Genomic DNA, 12654 nt, shown 5'->3' with positions numbered 1-12654 from the left:
TCACGGCCGTTTACGGCGCTGCTGCAACTGCTTTTTCAGTTTGCTCAGGGGTGGCGCGTAGAAGAAGCCGAACGAAACGCAGCCTTCGCGCCCCTTGATCGCATGGTGCAGGCGGTGCGCACGGTGCAAACGCTTCAGGTAACGATTGACCGGTTGCGGTTTACGGGGCCAGTGCCGGTGGAAGAAACCATCGTGGGCCAGCACGTACAGCAATCCGTAACCGCCCACGCCACCGCCCACCCACTGCAGCGGCGCGTAGCCTGACTTGCCCAACGCCACCAGCGTGGCAGCGATCAATCCCAAGGCCAGCAGGTACAGGTCGTTGGTTTCAAGCATGCCCAGGTGCGGTTCATGGTGCGAGCGATGCAGCCACCAGCCCCAGCCATGCATGATGTACTTGTGAGCCAGCGTACCGACGCCCTCCATGGCCACCAGGGTGCCGAACAGCACGGCAAGATTGAACAGCATGTCAAGGTCCGGGCGATGGAAAACGGATGGCCAAGGGTACCGGCTGCCACCGTTTTTTTCCACGAAACTGTCAGGTTTACGCGTTGTTTGTAGCCGTTTTCCTGATGAAGCCATTGTCATGTTTTTAGCCTTGACCGCCCTGGTGTCGCGGCGTATGGTCCGCGTCGCACTTTTGCATTCCTGAACAGGAGTCCTGCATTGGACAGTAGCCCCAGTCGTTTGCGACAGGCCCACCCGGCGAGCTAGTCCGGCAGATTCCTGCCACTGTCTCGCCATTGGCAAGGCAGTGGAATGCTCCTTCTTCAAGGCCAATTCCTCCCTCTTGTACCACCACCGGTGGTCCTGCGCATTTCTGGTTTTTCAACCGCGCCGTATGGTGGCGCTCGCATGGGCATTTGCCCATCGAAGAGGTTTGCTATGGATTGGAAAGTCTTTCTGCTGCGCGTCAGCACTGCCCTTCTGCTCGGTGCACTGATCGGCGCCGAGCGTCAACTACGTCAACGCATGACCGGCCTGCGCACCAATGCGCTGGTCAGTACCGGCGCCTGTTTGTTCGTGCTGATGACCCAGGCGGTACCCGGCATGGCCCCCAACGATGCCTCGCGTATCGCGGCCTATGTGGTCTCGGGCATTGGATTCCTGGGGGGCGGCGTCATCATGCGTGATGGTTTCAACGTGCGTGGCCTCAATACCGCCGCCACCCTTTGGTGTACTGCCGCTATCGGTGTGCTGTGCAGCCTGGGCCTGCTGCTGGAGGCAAGCTTGGGCAGCCTGGTGGTGTTGTGCGCGAACATTTTGCTGCGTGATATCGCCCAGCGCCTGGATCAGCAACAGGTCGTGCCTGCCAGTGAAGTCGAACAGCATTTCGAAGTGCGCATCGTTTGCCGAGCCGAGGACGAAATCCAGGTACGCAGCCTGATGCTGCATAGCCTTGCTGACCCTGGCCTGCGCTTGCAGTCGCTGCACAGCGAAGACCTGGCCGACCCGAAGCGCCTGGAGGTTCGCGCCGAACTGCTGGGTAACCCGCAAGCGGCTGGGCAGCTTGAGCGCCTGGTCAGTCGGGTCAGCCTGGAAAAGGGCGTCAGTGCCGTGCGCTGGCAAATACAGCCGCAGGCACTGGCGGCTGACTGAACCGGTCAAGGCGCGTCAAGCGCCTGGGCGCTTACTGTGGGGCTGCGCCCTGCCCTTGAGCTGTAGCTGGCACGCCTCGAGCGCTTGATCGCGCTGCTTAAGCTCATCGTTCAGTCGCTGTAGTTCCCGTACCTGGTCAGCGCAAGTACCGCGCTTGGCTTCCAGCTGCTGAGTCTGGCTTTGCAGCTGACGCCGCATTTCATCGCTCGCCCCCTGCGCTTGCGCCAGGATCGTCCGCAGCCCCTGGATCTGGGCGTCGCGCTGCTCCAGCACGCTGTCCAGAACCTCGCGTTCACGGGTTGACTGTCGCTGCTCGGCGAGCATGCGCTCATTGTCCCGGTGCAGCCGGGTCAGTTCGTCTTGCTTGAACATCAAGCCTTGCTGCAACTGGCGCACTTGCGCCTGCAGCTGTTTCAGCTGCGCTTCATGGCGGCGCTGCTCTTGCTCTAGCGCATCGCGGGCGTGACGATGCTTTTCCTCCAATGAAAGAATCTGTTCGTCCTTGTCGGCGAGGCGCACCTTCAATTCGCCAAGCGACTGGCTGAGGCTTGCGTTGCGCAGCTGTTCCGTCTGCAGGGTACGTTGCGTGGTGCCGAGCGTTTCCGACGCTGCCTCCAATGCCTGGGTTTGAACCTGCAGCTGTTGATGGGTCGCAGCCAATGCCTGCTGGGCGAGCTGAAAACGGGCTTCAAGTTGCTCACGCTGCTGGCTGAATGCAACTTCGGCCGCCTCGATGCGCAGGTCGGCCTCCTGCTGCAATTGCCTGGCCAGTTGCTCCACCAAACGTCCCAGTGGCTCGCTTAGCGCCGCCGTGCCCTTTGGTGTGGCCGGCTGAAGGCTCTCTAGCTCCTTGAGATAACGATGGATGGTGGTCTTGGACCCGGTATTCCCGAGCTCGATACGTACCGCATCGATACTGGGATGTTCGCCACGGGCTAGCAACGCTTGCCGTGCCTGTTGCACCACCTCTTTATTTATTCCGACCCGGGCCATCGCCGCTCCTGATATTTCGTACCATAGTATGTACTATGTATTTACGTACGAATTTTCCCTTTGTTCCAAGGCAATTTCAAGGTTTCCCTCGCAAGCCCGCCGGGTCGATTCTCGCTGCACGATCTAGCCTTTTCGCTTGAATGCCTCGCGCCGGGCTGCCCGCTCGTGGGCGAACTCCTCACTCACGTGGGCTTCGAGATCATCACGCGTCACCGGCGCGCCGCAGTGCGGACAAATGCTGGCAAGGCCCACGTCATGCCCGCATGCCCTGTGCACCATACGTACCGCCACCGCCTCCCCCTCGCCTTTGCACCAGCGCTCTCCCCAGGCACGCAAGGCATAGATCACCGGGTAGAACGCCTGGCCCTTGGCGGTCAGGTGGTAGCCGTGTCGCCGGGGCTTGTCACTGTATGGACGGCGTTCGACCAGACCGTCGGCCTCCAGCGCCTTGAGCCGGGTAGTCAGCATTTGCGGGGTTGCCTGGGTCTGGATCTGGATATCCTCGAAGCGCGTCGCGCCCATGTACAGCTCCCGCAATACCAAGAGCGTCCATTTGTCGCCTACCTGCTCCACTGATCGGCTCACTGGGCATAGCGTGGATGAGGCATCGGCTGGCCGTTGTGTCACAACGTTTCTCTCCATAGTCACTTTGATTTTCAAAGTAACACGGCAACCAGCCTTTGGCCCACCTAAAGAAACGGCTAGAACCACCGAAACCATTGACACTATGATTTTCATAGCTGATATTCGGCACACCTATCCCGGAGCCTCCCCCATGACCGACACCGCCTACCCCCTGTCACGCACCGGCCTATTGCTGGTCGATCCTTACAACGACTTCCTTTCCGAAGGCGGCAAGCTGTTCCCGCTACTCAAGGACGTCGCCGAGCACGTGCACCTGCTCGACAACCTGCGCAGCACCGTTGCCAGCGCGCGCGCCAACGGCGTGCAGGTGTTCTATGTGCCCCACCGCCGCTGGCAGCCCGGCGACTACGATAACTGGAGCCATCCGAACCCGACCCAGCGCCTGGTGCAGCAGCGCAAAACCTTCGCCAAGGGCACCTGGGGCGGCGAATGGCACCCGGACTTCATCCCCCAAACAGGCGATATCATTGTCCATGAGCATTGGGGCCAGAGCGGCTTCGCCAACACCGATCTGGACTTCCAGCTCAAGCAGCAAGGCATCACTCACGTGATCGTGGTCGGGTTGCTCGCCAACACCTGTATCGAATCGACGGCACGCTTCGCCATGGAACTGGGTTACCACGTCACATTGGTGCGTGATGCCACCGCCGCCTTCACGCCGGAAATGATGCACGCCGCCCACACGCTCAATGGCCCGACCTTCGCTCACAGCATCGCCACCACCGCCGAACTGGCGCAGTCGCTGGCCGAACGTTGAGTACATGCCCATGAGTGAACCTTCCGGCCGCTTGGTGGCGGTGATGGCGGCAAGCTGCGCGCTGGCCGTGTCCGCGCTCTACTACCACCAGCCCCTGCTGGCACAGATGGCAGCAAGCTTCGGGCTGACGGCGACACACGCCAGCGCCATCGCCACGCTGACGCAACTCGGCTACGCCCTGGGCCTGTTATTGATCGTGCCGCTGGCCGACGCGCGTCAACCGCGCCAGCTCGCCTCGGTGGCGATCATCGCCAACCTGGTGGCCTTGCTTGCCTGTGCCTGGGCCCCCAGCTTCGCCATGTTGTGTGCGGCGAGCTTCGCCGTGGGCATGACCGCGATCAGCGCGCAGTTGATCATTCCCACCGTCGCCGGCGCGGCATCGGCGGCAAGCCGCGCACGGGTGGTCGGCAGCTTGCTGGGTGGGCTGTCCAGTGGCCTGCTGCTGGCGCGCACGGTGGGTGGCCTGCTCGGCGCCAAGGCGGGCTGGCAGGCGGTGTTCTTGATGGCGGCAGTGGCCGACCTGGGCTTGCTATGGATCGTCGCCCGCCAGCTACCGCTCAACCCGAGCCTGGGTTCGATTGGCTACACACATCTGCTGCGTTCTCTCGCCACGCTGCTGCGCGAAGAGCCAGTGCTGCGCCTGTGCGCGGCCAGCGGGTTCCTGATGTTCGCCGCGTTCAGCGCGCTGTGGGCATCGCTGGCCTCGCTACTGAGCCAGCAGCCCTACAGCTTCGGCCCAGCCACCGTTGGCCTGCTGAGCCTGGTGGCGCTGCTCGGTATATTCGCTTCGCCACACATCGGCGCGCTGGCGGACCGCATCGGCACGCAGCGTACGGTGATGACAGGCGTGTCAGCGCTGGTCATCGGGTTCAGTCTGGTCGCCTTTGCCGACCACAGCCTGACCGCGCTGCTGGCCGGAATGGCACTGCTCGACCTGGGCAATCGTGCGGGTTTGGTGGCCAACCAGGCGCGGGTCTATGCGTTGCGCGCTGAAGCGCGCAGCCGACTGAACACGGTGTTCATGAGCACCTACTTCCTCGGCGGGGCGACCGGTGCGGCGCTAGGCAGCTACGGTGCGCACCAGGCCGGATGGGCGGGCCTGGCGGCGGTGGGTGGCGCGCTGGCCGTGGCGGCCGGGCTGCTCGGAGCACTCGCGCCTGGGGCTGAAGGGCAGCGACGCTAGCACGCACGTCGATGGCGTGCAGCTCAGGGCTGCCCCCTTCGCATCATCGGTCCCATCCCAGCATCGACCACGAAAGTCGCGGGCGCCACGCCTATCAGCTGAGCTGCGCCTTCAGCCAGGCGGCAAGCGCTTGTGCCTCTGGGCGGCGCTCCTGGCCGTGTCGCACGCATACCGACAAAGCGTCCTGCAGCACGACGGTCTCGGCGAATGGCGCAACCAGTTCCCCCCGCGCGAGCATCCCCTCTGCGGTGCGTCGCCAGCCCATGGCCAGCCCGTGTCCGGCAACAGCGGCCTGGAGCATCAACGAGTAGTTATCGAAGCTCAACGACTTGCCGCCGCTTGGCAACTCAAGGCCATGGGCCGCCATCCAGGTGTCCCATTCCAATTCGTATTGCGGCACTGTCTGGTGCAGCAGCAGGGTGCAGCGCTGCACCTGGTCAAGCGTCAGCGCATCGCTGCCCATGCGCGCCAGATAGCTGGGGCTGCAGACAGGGAACACTTCATCGCTGGCGCTGAACAGCAGCGGATGCGCCCCTCGGTCCCGACAGCTGCTCTGCATCGCCACGTCGAAATAGCCCTCGTACTCGGCCAATGGCCGCAGCAACGTCGCGACCTTGAGTTCGATCTCCGGGAATTGTTGGTGAAAGCTCGATAGTCGAGGCATCAGCCAGTGGAATGCTTCGCACATCTGACACAGCAGCACCACTTGGTTGGTTCCGGCAACGCCGCGCAGCCGGTCGGCCTCGTTGGCAAGCCCAGCCAATGCATTACCCAGGATATAGGCAAGACTGCGCCCCGACTCGGTCAGGTACACGCCGCGGTTACGCCGCTCGAACAGCGCGACACCAAGGTCTGCCTCAAGCGCGCGAATCTGCCGGCTGACCGCTGCCTGGGTGATATGCAGCTCCTGGGCCGCACGCGATACGCTGCCGAGCCGGGCGGTTGCCTCGAACGGCAGCAGCGAGGCCAGTGGGGGGAGTGACTTGCCGAGCCTATTCATGACTTCAGGTTAACCCTCTGGACCGAAAGATCATTTGTAGCACAGCCTGCGCGCCCGCAGCATGGGCACAGCCCACCACCGCCCCCGGCCAGGAGCCAACATGCTCGCCTCACCCTCATCCAGCGCCCGGGGCGTGGTCTTTGCCGTCATCGCCACGCTGTTCTGGGCCAGCAACTTCATCACCCCCTACGTCACGGGTGAATATGGGATTCTCGACGTGTTGCTGGTGCGTTACCTGTTCACTGGTGCTCTGGGCCTGATTGGCCTGCTGCTGTATCGCGAGCGGCTGCGCCAGTTGGGGCCCCGGCAATGGCTGACCGGCATGGCCCTGGGCGTCATCGGCTATCTGGTCTACAGCGCCAGCATCGCGGGGAGCGTGATCTTCGGCGGCCCGACCCTGATCGCCGCCTTCATCGGCTGCGTGCCGGTGCTCCAGGCGCTGCTGGGCAATGTGCACGCGCAACGGGTGGCATGGACACGTCTGGCGCTGTCGATCGGGCTGCTGGGCATCGGCCTTTCGCTGATCAACCTGGACCTGTTCACCAGCCCCTACGCCCCTGCTGACGGTGTGCTCGCCGGGATATTCGCTGGCTTGGCGATCCTCGCCTGGCTGTCGTTCAGCGTCATCAACCAAAACGCGGTCGTCGATCTCGCGCCGCGGGCTACCGCAGCTTGGACTTGCCTGATGATGGTTGGCGCAGGCCTGGTCGCAGCCCTTCTCGCGCCCCTTGCCAGTGCCTACGACCTGCTGCGCTGGCAGGGGGCTCAATGGAGCACCGAGGGCGCGCTGCACCTGTATGGCTGGGCAGCGCTGATCGGCGTGTCTTCGTCGCTGGTCGGCGCCGCAGCCTGGAACATCGCCACCCGCCATCTGCCCATGGTGCTGTCTGGCCAGTTGATCGCCCTGGAGTCGGTGTTCGCCAGCCTGATGGGGTTGGCGTTCGTCGGCCGTGCACCAAGCGCTTTGGAAACAGCGGGCCTGCTATTGGTGCTCGCTGGCACCGCGCGCGCCATCCACATCATTCTCGCCCCTGCCCACTCGGGCGTGGCGCCTACCCACCGCAAAGGAGTCTCAACGAAATGAACGCGATCGCGGACTACCGCACCTTCCCGCTCATCAGCCCCTTGGCCAGTGCCGCATCCTTCGCCGGCGGGGTCTCGGTAACCTGGGCCGACGGCCGGATCAGCCCGTTCCACAATCTTTGGTTGCGCGACAACTGCCCTTGCGGTGATTGTGTCTACGAGGTCACCCGCGAACAGGTGTTTCTGGTGGCCGACGTACCGGAAGACATCCAGGTGCAAGCCGTCACCATCGGCGACGATGGCCGGCTGGTCGTGCAATGGGACGACGGCCATGCCAGCGCCTATCACCCCGGCTGGTTGCGCGCCCATGCCTACGATGCCCAGAGCCTGGCCGAGCGCGAGGCGGCCAGGCCGCACAAGCACCGCTGGATGCAAGGTCTGTCGTTGCCTGTCTACGATCATGGGGCGGTGATGCAGGATGACGACACGCTGCTCGAATGGCTGCTGGCGGTGCGCGACGTGGGCCTGACGCAGTTGCACGGTGTTCCCACCGAGCCCGGCGCGCTGATTCCCTTGGCCAAGCGCATCTCGTTCATTCGCGAGAGCAACTTCGGCGTATTGTTCGACGTGCGCTCCAAGGCCGATGCGGACAGCAATGCCTACACGGCTTTCAACCTGCCCCTGCACACCGACCTGCCGACCCGTGAATTGCAACCGGGTTTACAGTTCCTGCATTGCCTGGTCAATGACGCCACCGGAGGAAACAGCACCTTCGTCGATGGCTTCGCGATCGCCGAGGCGCTGCGCATCGAGGCCCCGGCCGCCTACCGGCTACTCTGCGAAACGCCGGTGGAGTTTCGCAACAAGGACCGTCACAGCGACTACCGCTGCACCGCCCCCGTGATCGCGCTGGACAGCAGCGGCGAAGTGCGCGAGATCCGCCTGGCGAACTTCTTGCGCGCCCCCTTCCAGATGGATGCCCAGCGAATGCCGGACTACTACCTCGCCTACCGACGCTTCATCCAGATGACCCGGGAGCCACGTTTTTGCTTTACCCGCCGGCTGGAAGCGGGGCAACTGTGGTGCTTTGACAACCGACGCGTGCTGCATGCCCGAGATGCCTTCGATCCGGCAAGCGGTGACCGGCATTTCCAGGGGTGCTATGTGGATCGGGATGAATTGTTGTCACGCATCCTGGTGTTGCAACGGTAGGACCGCCGCGGGGGCTCGATAGGCGCCCCCGGCCATTACCGCCACTTTCTTTTCTGGCCCATAACGAGGGGCAACCCAGGCGCGGTATGCATCATTCGATACACGACGTCACAAATGATGTAACTCACGGCCCATTTATCAGTTGGCCGTGAGTTCTTAAAGTTTCTCCATCCGCTGCTCATTACCCACAGCACACTGGATAGAGGAACTGACCATGCCATTTATCAGCGTTCGTATCACCCGTGATGGCGTTACCCGGGAGCAAAAGGCTCAGGTAATAAAAGAAATCACTGAAACCATGGAGCGTGTTCTCCATAAAGACCCGCTGTTAACGCATATCGTGATAGAAGAAGTCGACACTGATAACTGGGGTTACTCAGGTATTACAACCACTGAATACAGGCGGCAGTTGTCGGAATCGAAGTCATGAAACGGACAGTAGAAATCGATTTCGTTTCCGATGTCGTCTGTCCGTGGTGCGCACTCGGTTCGGCGGCATTGAATCAAGCCATCGCCAACGTAGCCGACGAGATAAACGTTCAGTTGACCTACAAACCGTTCGAGCTCAATCCCGAGATGCCTGCCGAGGGAGAACATGCCCTCGAACACATGGTTCGCAAATACGGTAGAACCGCGGAGCAGGTGGCGGCGCGCAACCAGTTGATGATCGAACGAGGACGAGAAATCGGCGTTGAGTTCAACCTTGAAAAGCGAACTCATTTTTTCAACACGCACGATGCTCATCGCCTGCTGTACTGGGCGGCCAGCAAAGGGCTTCAAACTGAGTTGCACCAGGCCTTGATCGAGGCGTACTTCGTAAACGGACAAAACCCCAGCAGCCACGCAACCTTGACGACCTTGGCCCAAAACGTCGGACTGAATGCCAAGGATGCGCTGCAAATCCTGGAGCGCGGGCAATACACGCACGAAGTTCGCCAAGTTGAAAGTTTCTACAGGGAACGCGGCATCAGTGCGGTGCCTGCAATGATCCTGAATCAACAGCACGTCGTTGCCGGCTCGCAATCTGTCGAGTTTTACGAGCAGGCCATAAGACAGTCGGCACGCATCACGTCGCCCACCTAAAGAACGTTAATCGATAACGGAGGAATTATCATGAGCAACTCTAAAAAAGTGATCATTGTAACTGGCGCATCTCAGGGCATCGGTGCGGGGGTGGTCAAAGGGTTCCGAGCCCTGGGTCACAACGTTGTCGCCACCTCGCGGTCCATTCAGCCATCGACGGATCCGGATATCCTGACCGTTGCAGGCGATATCGCGGACCCGGCCACTGCGCAGCGAGTGGTTAGCGAGGCCGTGGCCCGCTTTGGGCGCATCGATACACTGGTCAACAATGCAGGGATTTTCGTCGCCAAGCCCTTTACCCACTACACCCAAGAAGACTATGCGCATGTCGTCGCAACAAACATGAGCGGCTTCTTCTATATCTCGCAACTTGCCATCGCGCAAATGGAAAAGCAGGGTAGCGGGCATGTAGTCAGCGTCACCACCAGCTTGGTTGATCATGCTATCGACGGCGTTCCGTCGGTAATGGCGTCGCTTACCAAAGGTGGTATCAACGCTGCGACCAAATCGATCGCCATTGAGTACGCCAAGCGAGGCATCCGCGCCAATGCCGTGTCGCCTGGCATCATCAAAACCCCGATGCACGGCGCTGAAACGCACGAAGCCCTGGGTCAACTCCATCCCGTCGGCCACATGGGTGAGATCGATGACATCGTTCAAGCGATTCTTTACCTGGACAGCGCAGCATTTGTGACCGGCGAGATTCTGCACGTCGACGGCGGTCAGAGCGCAGGTCATTGATCGAGCCAGTGCTCATCATCGGGATGTCCCGGTGATGAGCAACTTGACGGTGCCTACTGGCGGCCGTGCCTTGGAATGAGAACGCCAACATCTTGCAGGGGGAGCGCGGCAAGTGCCGTCGTCAGTCCCGACGCTCGAAAATTGCCCCTTCCACACCCAGCACCTCGCCGTTGCTCGAATAGATACCGACCCCGGTCTCCCACACCCGCTTGACCTGCCCATCGGCACAGCGAATGCGATAGTCGAGTTGATACGGCTCGCGCTTGAGCAGCGCGCATTGCACGCAGTACCAGATGTAGTCGGAATACTCGTCGAGAATCAGCGTGCCATAGCTGCGTTGCGGGCTGCTGGTCAAGTATTCGGCGGGGTATCCGGTCAGGCTCAAGCAGCCAGCGCTGACATAGTCCATGAACCAGGTACGGTCGTTGTCCCCACGATAGATCAGCCCGGGCAACTCATCGAGTAAGCCGACCATGGACGGAATCGGTGCATCGAAAGGCGCAGGCGCACCCTCACTGGGCGGCGAAAGGTCGTCCGCCAGGCGCCACGACGCCCCGCTGCGGTGAATGCGGGTAGCCAGCTCCAAGCGAGAGTTGAGGCGAAATTTGCGCAGCAGGTTACGCACGTAGATCTTGACCGTGCCGTCGCTGATGCCCAGCTCGCGGGCGATCTGCTTGTTGCTCAGCCCCGATGTCAGCAATGCCAGGGTCTGGCCCTCGCGCTCGGTCAGCGCATCCCATACGGGAGCCTGGGGTAAGACGGTCGGTAACACGCTGGCGTGATGCATCCCTCTGTTCCTCCGCGGCACTCGATGGCTTGGCGCGCATTCGAACAGCAACTTTTATGCCTTGCGCGCACGACTACCCCTTTGTGCATACCTCCCCTAGCGGATTGAACGTTGATTCCCGAAGAGAAAATATCTTCCCCAACAGGAAACAACGACCCGTGCGAGGACAGCATGAGCAGTGCCGCCACCGATCACCCTTTCAGCGTGCCGCGCTACCCCTGCGGTGACCCTAACCAGGCCGCGACCACTTACCTGCTGGTGAGCCAGGCGCCAGGGCGCGACGAGTCAGCCGCCGTGGCCAGCGAACTCGGCGATGCCCAGGCAGGCCACCTGGCTCTGCCTGACTACGCCGACATGGCTGCACTTCAACGCGCCTTGGCCCAACGGCTGGCATCGGCCCAGGTTGGCTTGCACCTAGAGTTGCGCGGTGACCAGGCGTTCGTCTGGCCACTGCATGCCCAAGCGCGCGCTGCCGGCCTGCAAGAGGACGAGATAACCATCAGCAGCAGCGCGCAAGGCAGTCGTCTGGTGTTCTGCGTGCACTGCACGCACTGCCAGCCCACCGGCGCAACACCTCACCTGACCTGCTCCCATTGCGGTGTCGTGCTGGAAGTTCGCCGCCACTTTTCCCAACGCCTGGGCGCTTATCTCGGCGTCTGCGCCGATGCCGACCAGCCGTATAAGGAGGTGCACCCATGAGCGGTTTGATCGAAGTACGGGTCGCCGCCATCCGGCCCCTCACGCCAGTGATCCGCGAGTACCGCCTCGAAGCCGTCAGGGAACCGCTGCCCCGCTTCTCGGCAGGCAGCCATGTGCAGCTGCATCTCCCTAACGGTCGGCGCAACGCCTACTCGTTGCTTGGCGACCCGGCCAGGCATGACCATTACCGCATTGCGGTGCGGCACCAGACCAACTCCCGGGGTGGCTCGCTCTATATACATCAGCAACTGCAGATTGGCGACCGGTTGCGCATCAGCGCGCCAGCCAACTTGTTCGCGCTGCACCGGGAAGCCCGCCAGCATGTGTTGATCGCAGCCGGTATCGGTATCACGCCATTTCTGGCCTACAGCCACGAACTGCTCCGCAACGGCAGTGAGTTCGAACTGCACTATGCCTACCGCTGCGCAAGCAGTGATGCCTACCTGGACGAGCTTCGCCAATGGCTGGGGCCGCGCCTGCACGAGTACCCGAGCGGCGCGCGCCGCCTGGACATCGCCGCAATCCTGCAAGGCCGTCCACTGGGTACGCACATTTATGCCTGTGGCCCGCAATCACTGCTCGCCGACCTGCAGGCACACAGCCGCAAGCAAGGCTGGAGCCCCCGTCGGGTGCACAGGGAAGCCTTCGCCGCTGCCGAGCCAGGCCAGCCGTTCAGTGTCGAGTTGCTGCGCAGTGGCCGACAGCTGCAGGTCGCTGCCCACCAGAGCCTGCTCGAAGCCCTCGAAGAAGCAGGGTTGGAAGTCCCAAATCTTTGCCGCGGTGGCGTCTGCGGGCAGTGCCAGACGTCCTGGCTCAGGGGCGATGTCGAGCACCGCGACCTGTTCCTGAGCGCAGAAGACCGCACCCGCCATCTGATGCCGTGCGTCTCGCGCGGTTGCGGCAGCCCGATCCTGCTTGACCTCTGAACCGGA

15 protein-coding genes are annotated in these 12654 nt (G+C 62.2%); 10 read left to right on the top strand and 5 right to left on the bottom strand.

Annotated features, from left to right (window positions below; all coding sequences use genetic code 11):
* Positions 1–468, bottom strand: a complete 468-nt coding sequence (locus P3R38_RS12350) for a sterol desaturase family protein (protein WP_277687188.1) — start codon at positions 466–468, stop codon at positions 1–3.
* A 417-nt stretch (positions 469–885) separates the two neighbouring features.
* On the opposite strand from P3R38_RS12350, the gene P3R38_RS12345 reads away from it, so the two are divergent.
* Entirely contained in the window at positions 886–1599 is a 714-nt protein-coding gene (locus tag P3R38_RS12345; RefSeq protein WP_023380563.1) for an MgtC/SapB family protein, read from the top strand.
* A 15-nt stretch (positions 1600–1614) separates the two neighbouring features.
* On the opposite strand, the gene P3R38_RS12340 is transcribed toward P3R38_RS12345, so the two are convergent.
* Both P3R38_RS12340 and P3R38_RS12335 read right to left on the bottom strand, forming a co-directional pair.
* On the bottom strand, positions 1615–2592 hold the full coding sequence (locus P3R38_RS12340; protein ID WP_027906958.1) for a DNA-binding protein: 978 nt from the start codon (positions 2590–2592) through the stop codon (positions 1615–1617).
* 123 nt (positions 2593–2715) lie between these two features.
* Positions 2716–3234 (bottom strand): helix-turn-helix domain-containing protein, encoded by a 519-nt coding sequence (locus tag P3R38_RS12335; protein WP_041925494.1) that lies wholly within the window; start codon positions 3232–3234, stop codon positions 2716–2718.
* A gap of 133 nt (positions 3235–3367) precedes the next feature.
* Between P3R38_RS12335 and P3R38_RS12330 the strand changes: the two genes are divergently transcribed.
* Together P3R38_RS12330 and P3R38_RS12325 are read left to right on the top strand one after the other, a co-directional pair.
* Complete coding sequence (locus P3R38_RS12330) at positions 3368–3994, top strand: isochorismatase family cysteine hydrolase (RefSeq protein WP_023380560.1); 627 nt, start codon at positions 3368–3370, stop codon at positions 3992–3994.
* A gap of 10 nt (positions 3995–4004) precedes the next feature.
* Entirely contained in the window at positions 4005–5177 is a 1173-nt protein-coding gene (locus P3R38_RS12325) for an MFS transporter (RefSeq protein ID WP_277687187.1), read from the top strand.
* Positions 5178–5271: 94 nt separating this feature from the next.
* On the opposite strand, the gene P3R38_RS12320 is transcribed toward P3R38_RS12325, so the two are convergent.
* On the bottom strand, positions 5272–6177 hold the full coding sequence (locus P3R38_RS12320) for a LysR substrate-binding domain-containing protein (RefSeq protein WP_023380558.1): 906 nt from the start codon (positions 6175–6177) through the stop codon (positions 5272–5274).
* A gap of 100 nt (positions 6178–6277) precedes the next feature.
* Between P3R38_RS12320 and P3R38_RS12315 the strand changes: the two genes are divergently transcribed.
* The 5 genes from P3R38_RS12315 to P3R38_RS12295 all read left to right on the top strand — a co-directional run bounded on the left by P3R38_RS12315 (position 6278) and on the right by P3R38_RS12295 (position 10236).
* On the top strand, positions 6278–7261 hold the full coding sequence (locus tag P3R38_RS12315) for a DMT family transporter (RefSeq protein ID WP_277687186.1): 984 nt from the start codon (positions 6278–6280) through the stop codon (positions 7259–7261).
* A complete protein-coding gene (locus P3R38_RS12310; protein WP_104883940.1) occupies positions 7258–8412 on the top strand; it encodes a gamma-butyrobetaine dioxygenase in 1155 nt (384 codons plus the stop codon). Before P3R38_RS12315 ends, P3R38_RS12310 begins: the two co-directional genes overlap by 4 nt.
* Before the next feature lie 214 nt (positions 8413–8626).
* Positions 8627–8842: a 4-oxalocrotonate tautomerase family protein gene (locus tag P3R38_RS12305; RefSeq protein ID WP_023380555.1), complete on the top strand. Its 216-nt coding sequence runs from the start codon at positions 8627–8629 to the stop codon at positions 8840–8842.
* On the top strand, positions 8839–9495 hold the full coding sequence (locus tag P3R38_RS12300; protein ID WP_023380554.1) for a DsbA family oxidoreductase: 657 nt from the start codon (positions 8839–8841) through the stop codon (positions 9493–9495). Before P3R38_RS12305 ends, P3R38_RS12300 begins: the two co-directional genes overlap by 4 nt.
* A 30-nt stretch (positions 9496–9525) precedes the next feature.
* Positions 9526–10236, top strand: a complete 711-nt coding sequence (locus tag P3R38_RS12295) for an SDR family NAD(P)-dependent oxidoreductase (protein WP_023380553.1) — start codon at positions 9526–9528, stop codon at positions 10234–10236.
* A gap of 121 nt (positions 10237–10357) precedes the next feature.
* Here P3R38_RS12295 and P3R38_RS12290 read toward each other — a convergent pair whose 3' ends face one another.
* Entirely contained in the window at positions 10358–11023 is a 666-nt protein-coding gene (locus P3R38_RS12290) for a LuxR C-terminal-related transcriptional regulator (RefSeq protein WP_104881779.1), read from the bottom strand.
* A 171-nt stretch (positions 11024–11194) separates the two neighbouring features.
* On the opposite strand from P3R38_RS12290, the gene P3R38_RS12285 reads away from it, so the two are divergent.
* Together P3R38_RS12285 and P3R38_RS12280 are read left to right on the top strand one after the other, a co-directional pair.
* The gene (locus P3R38_RS12285; RefSeq protein ID WP_027906962.1) at positions 11195–11722 is read left to right on the top strand and encodes a dimethylamine monooxygenase subunit DmmA family protein; all 528 of its coding nucleotides are present in this window, start codon (positions 11195–11197) and stop codon (positions 11720–11722) included.
* A complete protein-coding gene (locus P3R38_RS12280; protein ID WP_023380550.1) occupies positions 11719–12648 on the top strand; it encodes a PDR/VanB family oxidoreductase in 930 nt (309 codons plus the stop codon). Before P3R38_RS12285 ends, P3R38_RS12280 begins: the two co-directional genes overlap by 4 nt.
* Positions 12649–12654 lie beyond the last annotated feature (6 nt).

The organism is Pseudomonas sp. NyZ480 (assembly GCF_029537255.1).
Taxonomy (GTDB): domain Bacteria; phylum Pseudomonadota; class Gammaproteobacteria; order Pseudomonadales; family Pseudomonadaceae; genus Aquipseudomonas; species Aquipseudomonas taiwanensis.
The sequence above is the reverse complement of the archived record's forward strand: the minus strand, read 5'-3'. Positions and strand labels throughout refer to the sequence as shown.